This window comes from Mycobacterium uberis, from assembly GCF_003408705.1.
GTDB lineage: Bacteria > Actinomycetota > Actinomycetes > Mycobacteriales > Mycobacteriaceae > Mycobacterium > Mycobacterium uberis.
This window is the reverse complement of record NZ_QAYL01000006.1, coordinates 137,844-157,217: the sequence shown is the minus strand read 5'-3', so window position 1 is coordinate 157,217 and position 19,374 is coordinate 137,844. Positions and strand designations below refer to the sequence as shown.

General features: G+C 58.5%; 15 protein-coding genes and 6 pseudogenes. 15 read left to right on the top strand and 6 right to left on the bottom strand.

Annotated features, from left to right (window positions below):
* Window positions 1-286 precede the first annotated feature (286 nt).
* Window positions 287-337, top strand: a pseudogene (locus MUBE_RS19950) (hypothetical protein); the annotation flags it as partial.
* Window positions 338-472: 135 nt separating this feature from the next.
* Here MUBE_RS19950 and pcaA read toward each other — a convergent pair.
* The gene (pcaA, locus tag MUBE_RS05230) at window positions 473-1,336 is read right to left on the bottom strand and encodes a cyclopropane mycolic acid synthase PcaA (RefSeq protein ID WP_116539742.1); all 864 of its coding nucleotides are present in this window, start codon (window positions 1,334-1,336) and stop codon (window positions 473-475) included.
* 793 nt (window positions 1,337-2,129) lie between these two features.
* Window positions 2,130-2,831, bottom strand: coding sequence for a TetR/AcrR family transcriptional regulator (locus MUBE_RS05225; protein WP_116539741.1), 702 nt, complete (start codon window positions 2,829-2,831; stop codon window positions 2,130-2,132).
* 192 nt (window positions 2,832-3,023) lie between these two features.
* Between MUBE_RS05225 and MUBE_RS05220 the strand changes: the two are divergent.
* From MUBE_RS05220 to deoC, 6 genes and pseudogenes are all read left to right on the top strand, one after another.
* Window positions 3,024-4,131: pseudogene (locus MUBE_RS05220) on the top strand (DUF445 family protein).
* A gap of 88 nt (window positions 4,132-4,219) precedes the next feature.
* Window positions 4,220-4,656: pseudogene (locus tag MUBE_RS05215) on the top strand (helix-turn-helix domain-containing protein).
* Between the two features lie 322 nt (window positions 4,657-4,978).
* A complete protein-coding gene (locus tag MUBE_RS05210) occupies window positions 4,979-5,524 on the top strand; it encodes a heparin-binding hemagglutinin (protein WP_116539740.1) in 546 nt (181 codons plus the stop codon).
* Window positions 5,525-5,642: 118 nt separating this feature from the next.
* Window positions 5,643-5,930, top strand: a complete 288-nt coding sequence (locus MUBE_RS05205) for a DUF2516 family protein (RefSeq protein ID WP_207801659.1) — start codon at window positions 5,643-5,645, stop codon at window positions 5,928-5,930.
* A 226-nt stretch (window positions 5,931-6,156) separates the two neighbouring features.
* Window positions 6,157-6,249, top strand: a complete 93-nt coding sequence (locus tag MUBE_RS17315) for a DUF2599 domain-containing protein (RefSeq protein ID WP_243632843.1) — start codon at window positions 6,157-6,159, stop codon at window positions 6,247-6,249.
* A gap of 180 nt (window positions 6,250-6,429) precedes the next feature.
* A pseudogene (deoC, locus tag MUBE_RS05200) lies at window positions 6,430-7,092 on the top strand (deoxyribose-phosphate aldolase); the annotation flags it as partial.
* 58 nt (window positions 7,093-7,150) lie between these two features.
* Here the strand turns inward: deoC and MUBE_RS05195 are convergent.
* The 3 genes from MUBE_RS05195 to MUBE_RS05185 all read right to left on the bottom strand — a co-directional run bounded on the left by MUBE_RS05195 (window position 7,151) and on the right by MUBE_RS05185 (window position 9,648).
* Window positions 7,151-8,170, bottom strand: a complete 1,020-nt coding sequence (locus MUBE_RS05195; protein ID WP_165849709.1) for an LmeA family phospholipid-binding protein — start codon at window positions 8,168-8,170, stop codon at window positions 7,151-7,153.
* Window positions 8,167-9,009, bottom strand: a complete 843-nt coding sequence (locus MUBE_RS05190; RefSeq protein ID WP_116539737.1) for a carbon-nitrogen hydrolase family protein — start codon at window positions 9,007-9,009, stop codon at window positions 8,167-8,169. Before MUBE_RS05190 ends, MUBE_RS05195 begins: the two co-directional genes overlap by 4 nt.
* 114 nt (window positions 9,010-9,123) lie before the next feature.
* A complete protein-coding gene (locus MUBE_RS05185; RefSeq protein WP_116539736.1) occupies window positions 9,124-9,648 on the bottom strand; it encodes a DUF2505 domain-containing protein in 525 nt (174 codons plus the stop codon).
* A 26-nt stretch (window positions 9,649-9,674) separates the two neighbouring features.
* On the opposite strand from MUBE_RS05185, the gene MUBE_RS05180 reads away from it, so the two are divergent.
* Both MUBE_RS05180 and MUBE_RS05175 read left to right on the top strand, forming a co-directional pair.
* On the top strand, window positions 9,675-10,778 hold the full coding sequence (locus tag MUBE_RS05180) for a UDP-N-acetylmuramate dehydrogenase (protein ID WP_116539735.1): 1,104 nt from the start codon (window positions 9,675-9,677) through the stop codon (window positions 10,776-10,778).
* Window positions 10,779-10,859: 81 nt separating this feature from the next.
* A complete protein-coding gene (locus MUBE_RS05175; RefSeq protein ID WP_116539734.1) occupies window positions 10,860-12,170 on the top strand; it encodes a L,D-transpeptidase in 1,311 nt (436 codons plus the stop codon).
* Here MUBE_RS05175 and MUBE_RS05170 read toward each other — a convergent pair.
* Complete coding sequence (locus tag MUBE_RS05170) at window positions 12,097-12,906, bottom strand: SDR family NAD(P)-dependent oxidoreductase (RefSeq protein WP_116539733.1); 810 nt, start codon at window positions 12,904-12,906, stop codon at window positions 12,097-12,099. The genes MUBE_RS05175 and MUBE_RS05170 overlap by 74 nt on opposite strands.
* Before the next feature lie 193 nt (window positions 12,907-13,099).
* Here MUBE_RS05170 and MUBE_RS05165 point away from each other — a divergent pair.
* The 6 genes and pseudogenes from MUBE_RS05165 to regX all read left to right on the top strand — a co-directional run bounded on the left by MUBE_RS05165 (window position 13,100) and on the right by regX (window position 19,330).
* Window positions 13,100-14,404 (top strand): annotated as a pseudogene (locus MUBE_RS05165) (ROK family protein).
* A 58-nt stretch (window positions 14,405-14,462) separates the two neighbouring features.
* Window positions 14,463-15,813 (top strand): annotated as a pseudogene (mshA, locus tag MUBE_RS05160) (D-inositol-3-phosphate glycosyltransferase).
* A 49-nt stretch (window positions 15,814-15,862) separates the two neighbouring features.
* Window positions 15,863-16,417, top strand: a complete 555-nt coding sequence (locus tag MUBE_RS05155) for a type III secretion system chaperone family protein (RefSeq protein ID WP_116539732.1) — start codon at window positions 15,863-15,865, stop codon at window positions 16,415-16,417.
* A 12-nt stretch (window positions 16,418-16,429) separates the two neighbouring features.
* A complete protein-coding gene (locus MUBE_RS05150) occupies window positions 16,430-17,185 on the top strand; it encodes a phosphoglyceromutase (protein ID WP_116539731.1) in 756 nt (251 codons plus the stop codon).
* A 176-nt stretch (window positions 17,186-17,361) separates the two neighbouring features.
* Complete coding sequence (locus tag MUBE_RS05145; RefSeq protein WP_116539730.1) at window positions 17,362-18,600, top strand: sensor histidine kinase; 1,239 nt, start codon at window positions 17,362-17,364, stop codon at window positions 18,598-18,600.
* Between the two features lie 46 nt (window positions 18,601-18,646).
* Entirely contained in the window at window positions 18,647-19,330 is a 684-nt protein-coding gene (regX, locus tag MUBE_RS05140; protein ID WP_116539729.1) for a two-component sensory transduction protein RegX, read from the top strand.
* Window positions 19,331-19,374 lie beyond the last annotated feature (44 nt).

Genomic DNA, 19,374 nt, shown 5'->3' with positions numbered 1-19,374 from the left:
TAATGACGGTCGGATGTTGTTGCACACGATTTTTACGTACACCAGAAACAGATGTATGCAATGGGTGCCAAGGTGATCATGAGCGATGTGCAGTTCATACGTTTAATCGGTGCCTAAATTTGCTCGAGTGGCCAGTTGTTCGCGCAAGAATATATTTTAATTTTGCATTTTATTTTGCGCAAGACGCCGGACTTTCGGTCGAAGATGTTCAATTTTGCAGGCACATTACGCATTACGTGCGAACACTAACACATTGAGAACAATTTAGGCGCCTAACCTACGGGCCGTGCACAACCGGGCGATTGCCATCCAGTCTGAAGAGGTCTACAACCGCTACATGAAGTACCTGACCGGCTGCGAGGACTTCTTTCGTAAAGGTATCAGCAACATGAGGGAGTTCACCCTTACAAAGTATCCCTGCGGCGGCGTCACAAGTAATGGAGATGACGCCAGACTAGCGTGCGCTGGCTGGTTACTTTTCCAAAGTAAACTGATTAACGTTGGTGTATCCGTCGTGGAACAACTGCGCGCAGCCGGTCAGGTACTTCATGTAGCGGTTGTAGACCTCTTCAGACTGGATGGCAATCGCCTTGTCCTTATTGGCCTCAAGTGCGGCGGCCCACAAGTCCAGGGTTTTGGCGTAGTGAAGCTGCAGCGATTGGATCCGCGTTAGCTTGAAACCGGCCATGGTGGCATGCTCGCCTACCGTTGGGGCCGTTGGTAACCAGCCACCAGGGAAGATCTCGGCCAAGATGAATTGAGTGAATCGGACAATTTCGTGGGTCAACGTCATGCCCCGTGCCCGAGCATCTTGAAAGGTGGGACGGACAATGGTGTGCAGCAACATCACGCCGTCGGCAGGCAGTACTTCGTGGGCCATCTTGAAGAAGCGGGCATAGCGCTGGCGGCCGAAGTGCTCGAATGCACCGATTGAGACAATGCGGTCGACAGGCTCATGGAATTTCTCCCAGCCTTCCAGCAACACCCGTCGGGTTCGGGGAGTGTCCATCTCATCGAGTGTCTTTTGTACGTGGGCGGTTTGATTCTCGGACAGAGTCAGGCCCACAACGTTTACGTCGTACATCTCGATCGCGCGTCTTATGGTGGCGCCCCAGCCGCAGCCGATGTCCAGCAACGTCATTCCGGGTTCGAGTTTGAGCTTTCCCAGCGCCAGGTCGATCTTGGCGAGTTGCGCCTCCTCGAGGGTCATGTCGTCACGCTCGAAGTACGCGCAGCTGTAGGTCTGGGTAGGGTCGAGGAACAGTCGGAAGAAATCGTCAGATAGGTCGTAATGGGCTTGTACGTTTCCAAAATACGGCTGCAGCGGTACGGACATACGGTGTGAGCCTTTCTGTGTCCCGGAGGCGTTTACGGCGTGGCAAACGACATACTCTGGCTCGGCTCTCGATATATCCCCTGTATGCTAACTGGTCATGCGACTCAAAGTCGCCTACGCTGCGCTCGGCAGTGCATTACAATGTCCCGTGCAGTTCACAATGCGTGCGGGACAAAACCGATCGCAAGTTCCACGATAGAGTAGTTCACCACTCTTACGGACTTGCATCCTCGTCAACGTGGCGTACCGCATTGGCCCAGAACGGAAACGCTGGTGGCGGTTGGTCGGGTTTTTGCCGACAGAGACATCACCGCACCTTCACTAGCCGAGACAATGTCCTTACCATACCCGATACGGGCCGTGGCATCGCTCCCACTGTTACAGGCGTCCACAATCCGCACCTAAGAACTCTCCTAATTCTCTCCAATGCTACCGCACGAGCGTGTGTCTCGTCAAGCAGGACCGGCAACGTCGCGATGCCGAGCTGGTTAATCGTAAGGGATCTTGTCGATGTGCTTGCCCATCAGCACCGTCGTGCGTAACAAACCATTAAGGAACCGAGGGCCAGCACGCTATCTCAACCGACCGTGCCCACCGCCGAGCAGTACATTCCGTATACCGTTAGCGGGCCCCAGACGACGAAAACATCAAGTCCCCCAAGTTTAACCGCAGTGGTGGTGCTGTGTAAACGACGTTCAGGGCAAAGCCGCTGAGTGCGTATGCTCGCGATCTAAGCCGCGAGCCGAAGTTCATCCCGGGCTTTCGTCAACGCCTAAACCTGCAGCAGAACTGTTCAGAGCCACCGTGGTGGGACGATCGGTGAAGGATGTGGCTGTTCACGGAACTTTTCCAATGATCCGCCGACCTCGACGATCCCGCATAGTGCGTTCCAACTGAGCATGGTCAGATAGTCGATCAGCTCGTCAGCGCTCATCCGCGGGTCTGACATCCACGAGTGGGTGGCAAGCTGCACGCCGCCAACGATCAAATAGGACCAGGGCTCCACCCCGCCAGCGTCCATGCCCGCCTCTTGCATGCGGCGACGCATCATTACCGCGAGCATGCGCGCAATGATCCGCTCGGAGTCAGCGATCACTTTACTCTTACTAGCTGAGCTGTTGGCCATCACAAACCGATACGGCTCGGGTTCGGCCGCCACGGTTTTGACATACACTCGGATGATTTCGCGAGTAAGATCGAAGCCGTCCAGATTCGTTGACAGTGCGGCGGTCATGTTGGGGATCAACGTGGTCTGTGTGAAGCGAATCATCACCGCTGTCGTCAGGTCGTTTTTGTCGACAAAGTAGCGGTAAAGTACGGTCTTGGAAACCCCGATCTGCGTTGCGATTTCGTCCATGCTTAGGAAGCGGCCCTGCCGGCGAATCGCGTCGATCGTGCCGTCAACCAGCTCATTGCGGCGCTCTATCTTGTGTTGGTGCCACCGCCGCTTACGACCATCTGTCTTGACGGTCACAGCCGAGATATGCTCTGCCACTGTCGCTGGTTTCCATTCACTAGATGCATTCGATATTACGGCCCATAGTTGGCATGAATTCCATACATGCGCGGGTTCGGAGGACAGTGCGGTTACACTAACTGTTCCCTTGCGATAGCGGATGATGGTGTGGCGGCCAATAGAGCCTCGTAACTAGGGGAGGCGCCGGGCTTGCTGGTGCTGGAGTTGGATTTGACCACGTTGTCGACCGTGACGCGCCGAAACTCGGCGTCGTTCGCGGGGGCTGATCCGGAGATCGACGCCGAGCGGTGGACGGCGTTGCTCCGGATGAAAATGGTAGCGTGGGTTTTCTTGGTCGGTGTTACCGGTGTGTTCTTCGCCTGTTGGTGGGCGCAGGCCTATGACATCGCCATCGCTTGGGTGGGTTATCTCGGTGTTGGCGCGGAGGCTGGCATGTGCATGTGGGAGCCCTGGAGGACTGGTTTGCGATTACCGCGTTGTTCAAACACCAGCTGGGTATACTGGTCCCGCACACGGCCGATCATCAAGCGCAAGGTTAAGGTCAGCAGAGTGAGAGCTTGGGGTATCTTTAGTGTGAGAGGACTCTATTATCGAGGCCAAGTTGCGCGACGCGCAGGTGCCCGGCCAGCTAGGCAAGTGGTGTAGGAAGAATCATATGTCCGGTGGGTAGTGACTGAGGTGGCGACGGTAAGATCATCCAGACGGTGGTTTAGCGTGACTCGCCAAGTTGGTCGCCGCACTCCATCGGTCATCTCGTCGGCGACTGTATCCATCGTGAGTTGATGTACTTTACCGACAAGGGACCAGGTCCGTCGCAGCCCCGGCCATGAAATCACGTTGTTCGGTGACCCGCTTTTTGTGCGAATTCACCGACGATCTGCAGCATACCCGGGCCACGATCGCGCGCCGATGCGGTCAAGGAACAGTGGAGGGTGCGCAATGGGATCGGCAACGTCGCCGCGACAGCCTGGCAGACGCTGAAGAGACTAGTGCTTGAGGATACAGGAGGGTTGGCCAACCCGTCTGGCGCTCTGAGCACCCGCATCGCCGACACTGTGGTTCGGATCGGGGAATAATTGCGTGACGGTGCCGACCTGTTAGACAAGGTCGACAACCGGATGGTGCGAGTAGCCCCAGCACCTGGCTTTGTAAATATGGGATGGATACCACCAAGGTGATCGAGCGTTGAGATGCCGAGGAAGCTAGCCCACGCATTGAACTGCATGTTGGCCGTTATCTACAAATGCAGATCAACGGCACCGTGGTCGGCGTACCAACAGGGATGATAGTCTACACTATCGCGCAAATGCTGTGTTGAAACATGCTAACAAACGCTCGCAAAAGCAAGCACTCGTCAGTATTCTTGTACTGGTCATCACCAGCGATCGGGCGCAAGGGGTGCATCGATGGTGTCAGGCGAGAAGCTTTCCGCCAAGGTGTTTACCGTTGCTTCGGAAGTCGGTAGCTTTATCGGGGCGCAGCGTAAGATGGTACAAGTCTTGATGTGGCAGCTTGTCGAACGATCTGGCTTCAGCAATTCGTACTTGAGCCAGGTGGAGCGCGGGTTGTGCAAATCGTTCGCCGACGCCCTTAGCCAAATCACAAAGGTGCTAGGGGTTTCTGCCGAGATCTTTATAGTGCCAACTGGAATTTTCGAGCCTAGTGCGACTAGTTAAGTGCGTGACACCATCATAACCGACACGGTGATGAACTGAGCAACAGAAGCAGATTGTGTTTCATATTTATGCCTCATTCATCTAATCAAAGCGAATTTACCCGTGAGGAGTGTCCCCCCAGTCCCGTACTGAAGAGTGACCAGCCCGGTTGGGCCGCAATCGGCTGAGGCTAGTGGGCATAGCCCATGAGCTGCCGGGGTACCGGGAGATAAGGTGAACTTGTTCAGATCGTGGTGGATCCAGCCCGATCACTTGGCCCACAGATCAATGACTCTACTCGATGACTCCAGGTTAAGGAGGGCATGAAGTGACTGTATGTTTATCAGCCATTTGCAGCTGATGTGGGTAATGGCGGGTCGATTTGAGGTCGCCGTGTCGATCCGCGAGTCTTGACTACTGCTACCAGCGGAATCGACGCTTGCCCTAACTTCCGGACCAGACGCCTGCTGATGCCTATCACGACAACAATCCATAATTGAGGGAAACACCATGGCTGACAATCCGAACATCGACGACCTGCGGGCTCCGTTGCTGGCAGCGCTGGGCGCGGCTGACGTGGCTATGACCACTGTCAACGAGCTGATCGGCAATATGCGTGAGTATGCCGAAGAAACCCGCACCGACACCTGCAGTCGCGTTGAGGAGAGCCGCGCTCGCTTGGCCAAACTGCAGGAGGGTCTGCCCACCCACCTCAGCGAACTGCGTGAGAAGTTCACCGCTTTCACCGCCGACGAGTTACGCAAGGTTGCTGAGGGCTATTTAGAGGCTGCGGTCAGCCGGTATAATGAGCTAGTCGAGCGCGGTGAGGCAGCTTGGGAGCGGTTGTGCAGCCAGCCGGTCTTTGAGGAAACATCGGCACGCGCCGAGGGTTGTGTGGGCCAGGCTGTTGAGTTGACTCAGGAGGCGCTGGGTACGGTCGCGTCGCAGACCTACGCGGTTGGTGAGCGCGCAGCTAAGTTGGTCGGCATCGAGCTGCCCAAGAAGGCGGCGGTGCCAGTGAAGAAGGCACCCGGCAAGAAGGTTACCCAGAAGTAGATAGGGTTCCGAATTGCCTTGGTGGGGCGGCTTGGAGTGGTCCTAAACGTCGACTCCTAGTTACCTCGGTGGCAACTAGGAGTCGACGTTTAGGACGGTCCCCGCATACGCTTAAGGGGTGAGCCACCTCGTGGGTACTATCATGTTGGTCTTGCAGATCGCTGTTCTGGTAACGGCGGTGTATGCGTTTGTGCACGCAGCGTTGCAGAGACCCGATGCCTATACCGCCGCTGAAAAGCTGACAAAACCATTGTGGTTAGTTATCCTTGGTGCGGCTGTAGCGCTGACTTCCATTTTGGGCTTTCTCTTCGGCGTACTCGGCATGGCAGTAGCCGCCTGTGCCGCTGGGGTATATCTGGTTGATGTAAGGCCTAAGTTGCTCGATATTCAGGGCAAGTCGCGCTAACTGAATGAATGCTCTCTTGGCCGTACCGACGGCGGTGCTTGTTGGCGTACTGGGCTCGCTAGTGGGGACAGCTCCCGTTAGCGTCGATCCGGACTCCTGCCCGGTCCATGGCTAGGCCTCCCGAGTCCGTCGTATGCTCCACTTTTTGTTAACCACACCGAGTGCACCATGTTAGCGAAGCCTAAACAGTCTGCGGGTCTACCCGACCCCTTCGGAGCATACCGTTGTGATGCGGCTCGGTATGGTTGCCGCCGGCGAAGCGTGGAGCGAGGTCTTTACGTTGTCTCTGGATGCTGACGCCGCGGGCTTGCGTGCGTAGTTCACTTGCGTGCGTAGTTCATCTGTCACCGATAGTTCGCTGAATTTGTGTAATGTGGCAAGATGAGCTGGAGTCTGGAGCTGTGACGGCCCGTTATCGACGACTCCGCGATGTTAGCTGCTGGGTTGCAGACCGGGAAGGGTTCGCAGGAACACCGCAAGCCGACAGGGGAACGCTATAGTGCCGGGTCAGCCTACTCGAGAAGAGTTGGCGACGCTGGTCGACCATGCCATGCTCAAGCCCGAGGCGACCCATGCTGATGTGGTCGCACTTGTTGCCGAAGCTGTCGAGCTGGGCGTCGACGGGGTTTGTGTCTCGCCGTCGATAGTACCGGTCGCTGTCGAAGCCGCCTCGGGCGGCTTGCGGGTTGCGACAGTGGCAGGGTTTCCGTCGGGCAAACACGTGTCCACGGTAAAGACGCAAGAGTCTGTTCAGGCCTTAGCATCTGGTGCAACTGAGATCGACATGGTCATCGACGTCGGTGACCTGGATGCAGTGCGGTCCGATATTGAGGCGGTGCGCTGCGCTGTCACCGGCATTGTACTCAAAGTGATCGTGGAGTCGGAGGTGCTGTTAAGCCGGGCAAACGAACGTACGCTGGTTGACGTGTGTCACGTAGCGGAAACCGCCGGCGCGGACTTCGTCAAGACTTCGACCGGATTCCACCCTGTTGGTGGAGCGTCTGTGTGCGCAGTCGCGCTGATGACCAAGACCGTCGGTGGCCGGCTAGGTGTCAAGGTCAGCGACGGTATCCGTACCGCCGCCGATGCGATCACAATGCTGGACGCTGGTGCCACGAGGTTGGGCCTGTCGTCCACTCAAGCAGTGCTGGGCGGGCTTAGTGCTCTAAGTTGCTTTTCTCTGAGTAGGCTGAGCTGTTGTGCTGGGCTTCACCGCGTCTTTAGAGGTTGGCGAAGCAGGGGTCCTGGCCACCGGTGCCGGCGGGGATATTGGCGTTCCGGGTCGAGAAGTGGCTTATCACGCCGATCGAGGTGACCTCCACGCTGTCCGCATGGATACCCAGGGGGTAGTTTTTGGTCAGGTGGGCGGTGAAGTCGTCCAGGGTGAACTGTACGGTCTCTTTCGGCGGCGAGAAGCCTAGTGTATTGAAATTGACGATCTGCAGCTGCAATCCACCATTAGCTACCACCGGCTTTGCCACAATGTCATTCAGCATTCCCTTCAACTCGATGGTGCCATCGATGGGATGAGTGGTAACACTGTTGGTGACGAAGGCGCCGAGTATCGGAATCGAGTTCTGTATCGATTGCATGATGCCATCAGACGACCAAGTGATGGTGGCATCCAACGCGCCGATCGTGCCTCTCGAAGTCGTGGTTTCTCCGATATGCACATTCTGAATGTCGATTGCGATCTTCATGCCTTTAGCGTCGCGAATCTGGTTACCCGCGGTCTCCACGGCAATGTTGGTGAAATGTCGGGTAGCGACCTGCCACAGCAACAACGGCGCCACACCGAACCTCGCGGTGGCCTGATCCTTGACCTCGCAGGCCACCACTTGGGCGACTTTGCTGTTAGCGATACGACGGGCAAAAAGTTCAGCTCCAATTAGCCCGCTGATGACGAGCGCGACCACAACGATTAAGATCAGGACGATGGTAAGCGGGTCGCGCAGCGAGCGCCGTTTGATTTTCGACAGTGCTGGCTCTTTTTTCGATGCAGTAAACTGATCTGTTGCGGTCGGGGGTGTAGTGCGCGGTGGCGAGTTCTCCGCCTGTCGCGTTTGCGTATTGGCCGTTTCGATCTCATCGGTCTGCTGTGTCGACTGGCCAAACATATTCAAAGGCTCATCGGGCCGTATCCGCTTAGTTGGCGTTTGCGGATGGTCGAGGGGACCTTGGTCTCCGGGACGTGTCCACGTCGAAGGTCCCTCGTTTGGCGGTCTTTGCGGATTGGTCACCCACGCGATTGTGCTCTATCAATCTGAGTAAAATGTGAACGGTTGCGCAGCACTGCGATGTTCTCGCGAGCTGTGGCTACGTTGTCGATGTTGATGTCGGCTATGATCAGTTGCGACTCGGCGCCAGCGGATGCCACTACCTCGCCGAACGGTGAGGCCACCAGGCTGCCGCCCACTCCGGTTGGTGCGGCTGAGCTGGGCCCCGAGGTGGTCAGAATGCCGCCTGGGTCAGCTTGATCGGCCGCGGCGACGTAGCTCATCGAGTCCAGCGCGCGGGCGCGGGCAAGTAACGTCCATTGCTCGAGTTTGCCAACACCGGAGCCCCATGATGCGCATACCACGATCAGTTGCGCGCCTCGGCGGGCCAGCTCGGTGTACAGCGCCGGAAAGCGGATGTCGTAACAAATGGTGAGCCCAACCTGGACGTTGTCTACCGTGGTCACCACAGGTTCGTGCCCGGATACGATCGTCCGTGACTCAGTGAAGCCGAACGTGTCGTAGAGATGGATTTTGTGGTAGTGGGTGTCGGGCTGGTTGGGTGTTCCAGGGCCGGCCGCGATCAACGTGTTCATCAAACGCCCATCATCAGCGGGGGTGAACATTCCGGCGATGACGGTGATGCCGGCCTCGGTCGCGATTCGTCGCACACCGTCGGCCCAGGGGCCGTCGATGGGCTCAGCGACTTGTCCCAGTGGACCACCAAATCGGCACATGGTCGCTTCAGGGAAGATTATTAGCATCGCGCCGGCATTGGCGGCCCGGCCGGTATACTCTTGCACCAGACGCAGATTCGCTGTCGGATCGGTTCCGCTGAGGATTTGCGCCAATGCGATTCGCATGTCTGTCAGCTTAGGCCCGGCGGCTATATACGGTGTTTGCGGCGTGAGGCGGGGTAACTTCTAACTGCGGGGGAGCGGGGCGGTTCAGCTCAGGCCCGGAGGTTTTGGTTAGGCTCAAGCGTTGTTCGTGATCCACATCGTGGTGAAGCGCTGTTCAAGTTTCACCAGCTCGGCCAATTGGGTGCCGATGATCTTCTCGAGCTTGCCGCCGATAAGGGGGATTCGCACCGCAACGGTAACCTGAAGTTTCAGTCGGGAGCCGCCGGACTCCGCGATTGGTGACAGTACCGCAGTACCCGACACGTTTGCTGGAGCGTTCAAGATCGATCCCACAATGGACGCCGTAGCGACACCATGGGTGATCGGACTCCATGTTTCCTCACGTCTAATGTGTAGGTCGCCTTGGTGCACCTGTGTGACCAGGCGCGGTAGGTTGTGACTACGCACCACCTGCATGGTGACCACTTCGATGGTTCCGTCGTCGCCGGACTCACCACCCACGCGCATCGACTCTAGCCGCGTGTCGTCGACCGCGGACTCAGCCAGTCGGGCCTGCCAGTAGTCCGCTTCGCTGAATGCCCAAAAAACTTTGTCGACGTTGCCCTCGTAATCGGTGAACATATCGAATGATCGCGGCATGGGAGATCAGGTTACCGTTATCTGTCATGAAACGGAGCGCTGTCAGTTCGCTATTTGCCGGCGCGCATGTTGCCGAGGCGGTGCCGCTTGCGCCATTGACCACGTTGCGGGTCGGCCCGGTCGCCAAACGTGTTATCACGTGCACCAGCACCAAACAGGTCGTCGACGTGATACGGGAGCTAGACGCACCATACGGCGATGGGAGAGCTGGGCCGCTGCTGATATTTGCTGGTGGTTCCAACCTAGTGATTGCCGACACGTTAGCCGACCTGACCGCGGTGCGTTTGGCCAATGCTGGCATCACAATCGATGGTGACCTGGTGCGCGCTGAAGCGGGCGCGGTTTGGGACGGCGTGGTGGTGAGGACCATCGAACAAGGGCTTGGCGGGCTGGAATGTTTGTCCGGGATCCCCGGATCGGTTGGGGCCACCCCGGTGCAAAACGTGGGTGCTTACGGTGCAGAGGTGTCCGACACGATCACTCGGGTTCTGCTACTGGAGCGCAGCAACGGTACAGTTCGCTGGGTCTCTGCCCGCGAGTTGTGCTTTGGGTACCGCACCAGTGTCTTCAAGCGTACCGACCCGTCAGGTCCGCAACCTCCTGTTGTGGTGTTGGAAGTGGAGTTCAAGCTTGACGCATCGGGGCGCAGTGCGCCATTGCGCTATGGCGAACTGGCGGCCGTACTAGACGCAACTGGCAGGCAGCGCCCCGACGCCCGCACGGTGCGCGAGGTGGTGTTGGCATTGCGTGCGCGCAAGGGCATGGTGCTTGACCCGGCCGACCACGACACCTGGAGTGTCGGGTCTTTTTTTACTAACCCGGTGGTTGCACCAGACATCTATCATCAGCTGGCCAAGATGGTCGATGAGCCGGTGCCGCACTATCCAGCGCCGGATGGTGTCAAGTTGGCCGCCGGTTGGTTGGTGGAGCGGGCTGGCTTCGGTAAGGGTTATCCAGATGATGCGGCCCCATGCCGGCTGTCAACCAAACACGCTCTTGCACTAACAAACCGCGGCGCAGCCACCGCCGAAGACGTGGTAGCCTTGGCTCGCGCTATTCGTAACGGGGTTTACGATGTGTTTGGTATCACACTCAGGCCTGAACCTGCACTGGTTGGGTGTGTGTTGTAGTTGCTGTTTTCGGATTGCAGCACTTTGCTGCAAGTTTTTAGGTCAGGGTAGAGATCTCCTGGGCCGGTATCTTTGTGTATCGTGAACGCATCTACCTCGTGTCAAAGCCAGGAGCCGATTAATCGGCGCGTGGCTTTGGCGACTCTTGGGGTAGGGCTGTTGGCTCCGAGCGTATTGGCTGCTTGCGTAGGCAATGTGACCAAACAAGCCGAGCAGAAGGCGTCGGCGCCACTGCACTTGACGTTTAAGCCGGCGACGGCGACCGACGACGTGATACCGGTTGCTCCGATCAGTGTCCAGATTGCTGACGGCTGGTTCCAGCGCGTCACATTGACAAATCCGGCGGGCAAGGCCGTTGCTGGTGCCTTCAACTCCGATCGCACCCTCTACACGATCACCGAGCCGCTGGGCTACGACACGACCTATACCTGGAACGGTTCGGCGGTCGGCCACGACGGCAAGGCCATTCCGGTCACGGGCAAGTTTAGCACCGTGACCCCCGCCAAGAAGGTCGGCAGCGGATTCCAGCTTGCTGACGGCCAGACGATTGGGGTTGCGGCGCCGATCATCATTCAGTTCGATGCACCTATCAGCGATAAGATCGCCGTCGAAAAGGCGCTGACGGTCACCACCACCCCACCCGTTGAGGGCAGTTGGGCGTGGTTGCCTGACGAGACTAAAGGCGCCCGCATCCATTATCGCCCACGCGAGTACTACCCGGCAGGTACCATCGTCAACGTCGACGCGAAGTTCTATGGGCTACCCTTCGGCGACGGTGCATACGGCCTGCAGGACATGTCGTTGAACATCCAGGTTGGTCGACGCCAGGTGGTCAAGGCCGAAGTCTCGTCACACCGCATTCAGGTCGTCACCGATGCCGGCATCATCATGGACTTCCCATGTAGCTATGGCGAGGCCGACGAGGCTCGTAACGTGACCCGCAACGGCATCCATGTGGTTACCGAGAAGTACTCCGACTATTATATGTCCAATCCTGCTGCTGGCTACAGCAATGTGCACGAACGCTGGGCGGTACGGATTTCTAACAACGGCGAATTCATTCACGCCAATCCGGCCAGCGCGGGCGCGCAGGGCAATACTAATGTCACAAACGGGTGTATCAACCTATCCACGGGCGACGCCGAACAATATTACCGTAGCGCGATCTATGGCGACCCGGTTGAGGTGACTGGAAGCTCGATTCAGCTGTCCTACTCCGACGGTGATATCTGGGACTGGGCGGTGGACTGGGACACCTGGGTGAGTATGTCGGCGTTACCACCTCCGACGGCGCATTCGCCGGCAACTCAGATACCCGTCACCGCGCCGGGTGCCCCCCCTTTGCCGGGCATTCCGACGAGTGATTCAGAGTCGGATAGACCCGGTGGTTAGCGCGGCGGGTAGTTGACGCTTGATCGCGTGGCCGGATGATGATCTGGTCCACGTTAACGTGGGGAGGTCGTGAGGCCACGAACCCGATCGCTTCGGCGATGTCGGTGGCCACCAATGGTGTCATTCCGGCGTAGACTGCGTTCGCGCGTTGCTGGTCGCCGTCGAAGCGGACCAGTGAGAACTCGGTCTCGACTGCTCCTGGCGCAATCTCTGTGAGTCGCACCGGTTTTCCCAGCAGCTCGCCGCGTAGCGTGCGGTGCAAAGCACCTTGGGCGTGTTTGGCTGCCGTGTAGCCGCCGCCGCCGTCGTAGGTCTCCATCGCTGCAATCGAGGTGATCGTGACGATCAGGCCATCGCCGGAGTCGATCAGCTTGGGCAGCAACGCTCGGGTGACCCGAAGAGTGCCCATCACGTTGGTCTCCCACATTCGGCGCCAGTGCTCCAAGTTAGCGTCGGCGACGAATTCCAGTCCCCACGCGCCACCGGCGTTGTTGACTAGCACGTCAACCCGGTTCAAGCTGTGCGCCAGCGCTTCGACCGCACCGTCGCATGTGACGTCGGTTACGAAGGCCGTTCCGCCAATCTCGTCAGCCAGCGCGCTGACCCGATCCTTGCGACGCGCCACGGCGACTACATGAAAACCGAGGGCTGCAAGGGCTCTCGCAGCTGCCTCACCGATGCCGGAGCTGGCGCCGGTTACCACCGCGATCCGTTGATCTGCCTCGGTTGCATTCATCCGAAACACTTTAAATTAAATATGTTTAATAACATGTACTAACTTCTTTAGTATATACCACACCATGCCATCTTGTCTAAAACCGCGATCGCGTGTGCCTTCGCGGCTTGTGCGTGTTGTTGCTGCGCTTGATGTGATACCAATCAGCAAGTGAGGTCAAGATCGACGATAGGAACTTGGATTAAGGACGCTCGTGCACACCACTGCTCCTACCTACCGTTCACTTACCCGTAGTGGTCAGCTGTGGTTACACTGCCAGGCCATGCCTCCGTTGCTACACCTGTCTGACTCGGCGACCGTGTTTCGTACCGTGCGATTGTGCGGTACGGTAGGCTGTGACCGTCCTCGTCGGGGTAACATCGTTGTCCATCGCGACGGTAAAATGCTAGGTCATCGCGCTGTTTGAGGTTGACTCGCTGTGCAAGCTGGTCGATCTGACGGTCGCCGGGGCTATTGAGTGTCCCCGCGTGCCAGTGAAGATCAACCGCGAGCCTTATCTGACGCTAGGCACCTAGGTGGGTGCGCGAACCACCAGCATCGTGGCTACCGACTTATTCGGCCGCACGCTGGACACGGTCTAGACCCCGACACCGTTCAATGCTGTCGAGCCTACCCTGACTTCGTTGGTCGACAGCACTTATCGATACTTGCGGCGTTGGTATCGGTGCCGACCACCCTGGGTCAGGGTAGCAATCGGCGGCATTGTTGACAGCGCCACAGGCCATGTCGACCACGCTAGGATGGGCTGGTGGCAGGAATCGATCGGGTCGGTGTTTGCTGACACGTTGGGTATATCGGTGTCGGTGGCATCGCACGTGGACGGCCATGGCCGGAGCAGAGCTGTTGCTCGCCATGCGACGATTCAAGCCTGGCTCTCCGGCCAGTCTCGATAGTGTTACGCCCGCAAAACGGTTGGCTATGCACTGGTGATTGGCGGACAGGTGCATTGCCCGGCCAGCGACCCCGGTGCCGTCGCGGCGCTGCTGGTCTCCTCCGAACTGCTCGGTAGTATACTGAATAATTGGAGTCTACCGTTAGTGACGAGGCGGTTTTGGCTGTTGCCCGCTGGCTACGGGCTGTTCCCGGTGTGTTGCCTGGCGTCGCTCGCTTGGGCGGTGTCGCTGCCGCTATCACCGATCTGCTGCGAGTAGCGCTGAACTAGCGACCGGAAAGCCAAAGATCTCTTGGCGGAGCGGGCCTGGGTGCTCGGTGAGGTGGTTGTGTTACTGCGTGGACCTGCTAAACCCCGACGAACTGGTGTTAGGTGGTCAGGCGTTCACCAAATACCCCGAGGCGATGGACCAGGTGGAGGCGGCGTTTGCTGCATGCTCGGTGCTACCGCCTCGTGATATCTGGGTGACGGCCTTCGGCTACTGGGTACAAGAGGCCAGGGCTGGGATTGTGTCGCTGAGTGGGCTCTATGCTGATCTGCTAGGTGCGATGTGTTGCTCCGGTGCAACTGGACGCCCGGTTGCCCAATGACGAGTCTTCTACTTGATAGATCCTGATGTGCTGCTAACCTACGTTTAGGGCAATTTAAGGTCGGTCCTGTAAAGATGACGGGGTGCGGGCCATCGAATTCAAACGTTTCCGCCAGTGAAGCCCTCTCATCGGGTCGCGGTGCTGGCGGTGCACACCTCACCGCTGGCCCAGCCGGGTACCGGTGACGCAGGCGGCATGAATGTCTATGTGCTCCAGAGCGCGTTGCATCTGGCCCGGCGTGGTATCGAGGTGGAGATCTTTACCCGGGCTACAACCTCTGCCGATCCACCGATCATACAGGTAGCGCCCGGGGTGTTGGTCCGCAATGTCGTAGCGGGGCCCTTCGAGGGCTTGGACAAATACGATCTACCCACTCAGCTGTGCGCGTTCGCGGCTGGGGTGCTGCACGCAGAAGCGTCTCACGAGCCAGGCTACTACGATATTGTGCATTCACATTACTGGCTGTCTGGTCAGGTTGGCTGGCTAGCCCGGAACCGCTGGGCGGTGCCGTTGGTGCATACCGCGCACACGTTGGCCGCGGTGAAGAACGCAGCGCTGGCTGACGGTGACGTGGCTGAGCCGTCGTTGCGCAGGATTGGCGAGCAACAAGTCGTAGACGAGGCCGATCGGATGATCGTCAACACCGAAGATGAAGCAAAACAATTGATTTCGATTCACCATGCCGATCCGGAGAAAATCGACGTGGCCCATCCTGGTGTCGATCTGAACATGTTCTGTCCGGGTGACCGGCGGGCTGCTCGGGCTGCGCTGGGTCTGCCACTCGACGACAACGTGGTAGCCTTCGTTGGACGGATCCAGCCGTTGAAGGCACCCGACATCGTGCTGCGTGCCGCCGCGAAACTGCCCCGGGTGCGCATCGTTGTGGCTGGCGGACCGTCGGGCAGCGGTTTGGCCTCCTTGGATGGTCTGGTTCGGCTGGCCGACGAACTTGGTATCACGTCGCGGGTGACGTTTCTGCCGCCGCAATCCCGCACAGATCTGGCTACCGTCTTCCAAGCCGCCGATTTGGTTGCGGTGCCAAGTTATTCAGAGTCGTTTGGCCTGGTCGCTGTCGAGGCGCAGGCTTGTGGAACGCCGGTGGTAGCGGCTGCGGTCGGCGGCCTACCGGTGGCGGTGCGGGACGGGGTCACCGGAACTTTGGTGTCCGGACACGATGTCAATCATTGGGCGAACGCTGTCGATCAGCTGTTACGACTCAACGCTGGGCCGCAGGCAAGGGCTATGAGCCGCGCGGCTGTCACGCATGCGGCCAAATTCTCCTGGGACAACACCACTGATGCGCTGCTAGCCAGCTACCGTCGCGCAATCGGTGATTTCACTGCGGCGCGCCAACGCCAAGTCCGCGACTTGGTGGCGGCTTGTAAGCCCCGCCGCTGGACTTCGCGTCGTGGAGTGGGCGCATGACTTGCGCTGGAGACGATGTAGAGCTAAGCGATGAGGAGGAGCTGCTCGCATGGACACAGTCTCGAAGACCGTGCGGCACGTGCGTTCAGTGATTGAGCATGCGCTGCAGGATAGCCACCTCACTTACTCGAAATTGCCTGGGGCGCATGGTGGATTGCCGCGATTGATAGTAGAGCTTCCCGGGGAGCGCAGGCTCAAGACCAACACCATTCTGAGCATCGGCGAGCATTCAGTGCGCATCGAGGCGTTCGTGTGCCGCAAACCCGACGAGAATCACGAGGGTGTCTATCGGTTTTTGCTCAAGCGCAACCGCCGGCTCTTTTGCGTTGCCTACACGTTGGATAACGTGGGCGATATCTACCTGGTGGGCCGGATGTTGTTAGCGTCGGTTGACGCTGACGAGATCGACCGGGTGCTAGGACAGGTGCTCGAGGCGGTGGATTCGGACTTTAATACGTTGTTGGCGCTGGGTTTTCACTCGTCGATCCAAAAGGAGTGGGATTGGCGAGTATCTCGCGGTGAGTCGTTGAAGAACCTTCAGGCCTTCGCTCACCTAATTGACGACGAGGATAACGGCGAAGGCGCCACCTGTATGGGTTCGTGAAAGACTAAGCCGATGCAACAGCGAAACAATGCAACGCTGGTGTTGCTCCGTCATGGTGAGAGCGACTGGAATGCCCGAAATCTGTTCACCGGCTGGGTTGACATCGGGCTAACCGACAAAGGTCGAGCGGAGGCTGTCCGCAGCGGTGAGCTGCTCACCGAAAACAATTTGTTGCCCGATGTCCTGTACACGTCGCTGTTGCGCCGTGCGATTACCACCGCGCATCTGGCACTAGATACCGCCGGCCGACTATGGATTCCGGTTCGCCGCAGCTGGCGGCTAAATGAACGCCACTATGGCGCGCTTCAGGGTCTGGACAAGGCCGCGACTAAAGCTCGCTACGGCGAAGAACAATTCATGACTTGGCGCCGCGGTTATGGCACTCCGCCACCACCGATCGAGAAAGGCAGCGAGTTCAGCCAGGACGCTGACCCCCGCTACGCTGACATTGGCGGCGGTCCACTGACCGAATGCTTGGCTGACGTGGTGGTCCGCTTTCTGCCGTATTTCACCGACGTGATTGTGCCTAACCTGCGGACCGGCAGAACGGTGCTCATCGTGGCGCACGGCAACTCGCTGCGCGCGCTGGTCAAACACCTGGACAAGATGTCCGACAACGAGATCGTTGGGGTTAACATTCCGACCGGCATTCCGCTCCGCTACGATCTGGATGCCGAATTGCGGCCGGTGGTGCCGGGTGGGACTTATCTCGACCCCGAGGCGGCTGCTGCAGGCGCAGCCGTGGTAGCCGACGCGGGGCGCGGGTAAAACATTTTGCTGCACATGTTGGCGGCCGGATTTGCCGCGTGTGTCGCGCTCCAAGATCTCATTTGTCGAATATCCCGTGAACAACAGCCGAACACCTGTCGCGCAGGGTGTGACTTGTCCGATTTTGGCCTGGCGCTGCTAGGGTTACGTTAAGGAAGATTTGTAAGATTTTGTATGTGGCTGTGTTCTCGGCGCTGTTGCTAGCCGGGGTATTGTCCGGGTTGGTGCTTGCCGTTGGTATCGCAGCTGGAACCCGGCTATCGCCGCGAGTAGCCGAGCGCCGACAACGGGTGGTCACCGACTGGGCGGGCATCACTGTTTCGCAGATGCTGCAACACATCGTCGCGCTGATGCCGTTGGGCGCTGCGGTGGTCGATATCCATCGTGACGTCGTTTACCTTAATGAACGGGCCAAGGAGCTGGGCCTGGTGCGCGACCGGCAACTTGACGACCAGGCCTGGCGGGCAGCACAGCAGGCGTTAAGTGGTGACTATGTCGAATTCGACCTGTTACCCGGAAAACGCTCAGTCGCGGGCCGGCCTGGGCTGTCGGTACACGGCTATGCTCGATTGCTAAGTGAGGTAGACCGCCGGTTCGCCGTGGTTTTCGTCCACGACCAGTCCGATTATGCGCGCATGGAAGCGGCTAGGCGTGACTTCGTGGCCAATGTTAGCCACGAGCTTAAGACCCCGGTCGGCGCCATGACATTGCTCGCTGAGGCCTTGCTGGCGTCGGCGGATGACGCCGAGACCGTGAGAAGGTTCGCCGAGAAGGTACTCATCGAGGCCAACCGATTAGGAGATATGGTTGCTGAGCTGATCGAGTTGTCTCGGCTGCAGGGCGCTGAGCGGTTGCCTAACGTAAAGGGTATTGACGTCGATACCATCGTTTTTGAGGCGATTGCGCGTCACAAGGTGGCCGCCGACACCGCTTCTATAGAAGTTCGCACCGATGCACCCAGCGGTTTGCGGGTATTGGGCGACCAGACCCTGTTGGTTACTGCGTTAGCCAATCTAGTGTCCAACGCAATCGCCTATTCGCCGCGTGGTTCGCTGGTGTCGGTCAGCCGTCGCCGTCGTGGTGACAATATTGAGATTGCTGTCACTGACCGTGGTATCGGCATCGCTCTTGAAGACCAGGAGCGAGTGTTCGAGCGGTTTTTCCGCGGCGACAAGGCGCGCTCGCGGGCCACTGGCGGCAGCGGGCTGGGGCTGGCCATCGTCAAACACGTCGCAGCCAACCACAATGGCAGCATCGGTGTGTGGAGCAAGCCAGGAACCGGATCGACATTCACCCTTTCTATTCCGGCGGCTATGCCGTTTTACCAGAGCGGCGATGAGCAATCCGAGCAACTGCGGGGCTGCGATGTGCGGCCTAACAGGTCACAACGGGAGGAAGAAGAATTAAGTCGATGACCCGCGCAGGCGACGATGCAGAGTGAAGTGACGAGAAGGAGCGCTAATGACAAGTGTGCTGATTGTGGAGGACGAGGAATCGTTGGCCGATCCGCTGGCGTTTCTCCTCCGCAAGGAAGGCTTTGAGCCCACGGTAGTGACCGATGGGCCGGCGGCGCTCGCAGAATTCGATCGCGTTGGTGCTGACATCGTGTTGCTGGACTTGATGCTGCCGGGGATGTCAGGCACTGACGTATGCAAACAGCTACGTGCCCGTTCCAGCGTGCCGGTGATCATGGTGACCGCCCGAGATAGTGAGATTGATAAAGTGGTCGGCCTCGAGCTGGGCGCTGACGACTACGTGACGAAGCCTTATTCGGCGCGGGAGTTGATCGCCAGGATTCGGGCAGTGCTGCGGCGTGGTGGCGACGATGACTCCGAAATCAGCGATGGCGTACTCGAGTCTGGGCCAGTCCGGATGGATGTTGAGCGGCATGTAGTCTCGGTTAACGGTGATGCCATCATGCTGCCGCTCAAAGAATTCGATCTGTTAGAGTACCTCATGCGCAACAGCGGGCGGGTGTTAACCCGTGGGCAGCTGATTGATCGGGTCTGGGGTGCGGATTATGTTGGCGATACCAAGACCCTTGATGTCCACGTCAAGCGGCTGCGCTCCAAGATTGAGGCCGATCCCGCTAACCCTGTGCACCTGGTGACGGTACGGGGCTTGGGCTACAAGCTGGAGAGCTAGTCCGACGTATCTGCAGGCGGCAGGCTGGTGGTGTTGAAAGCTCT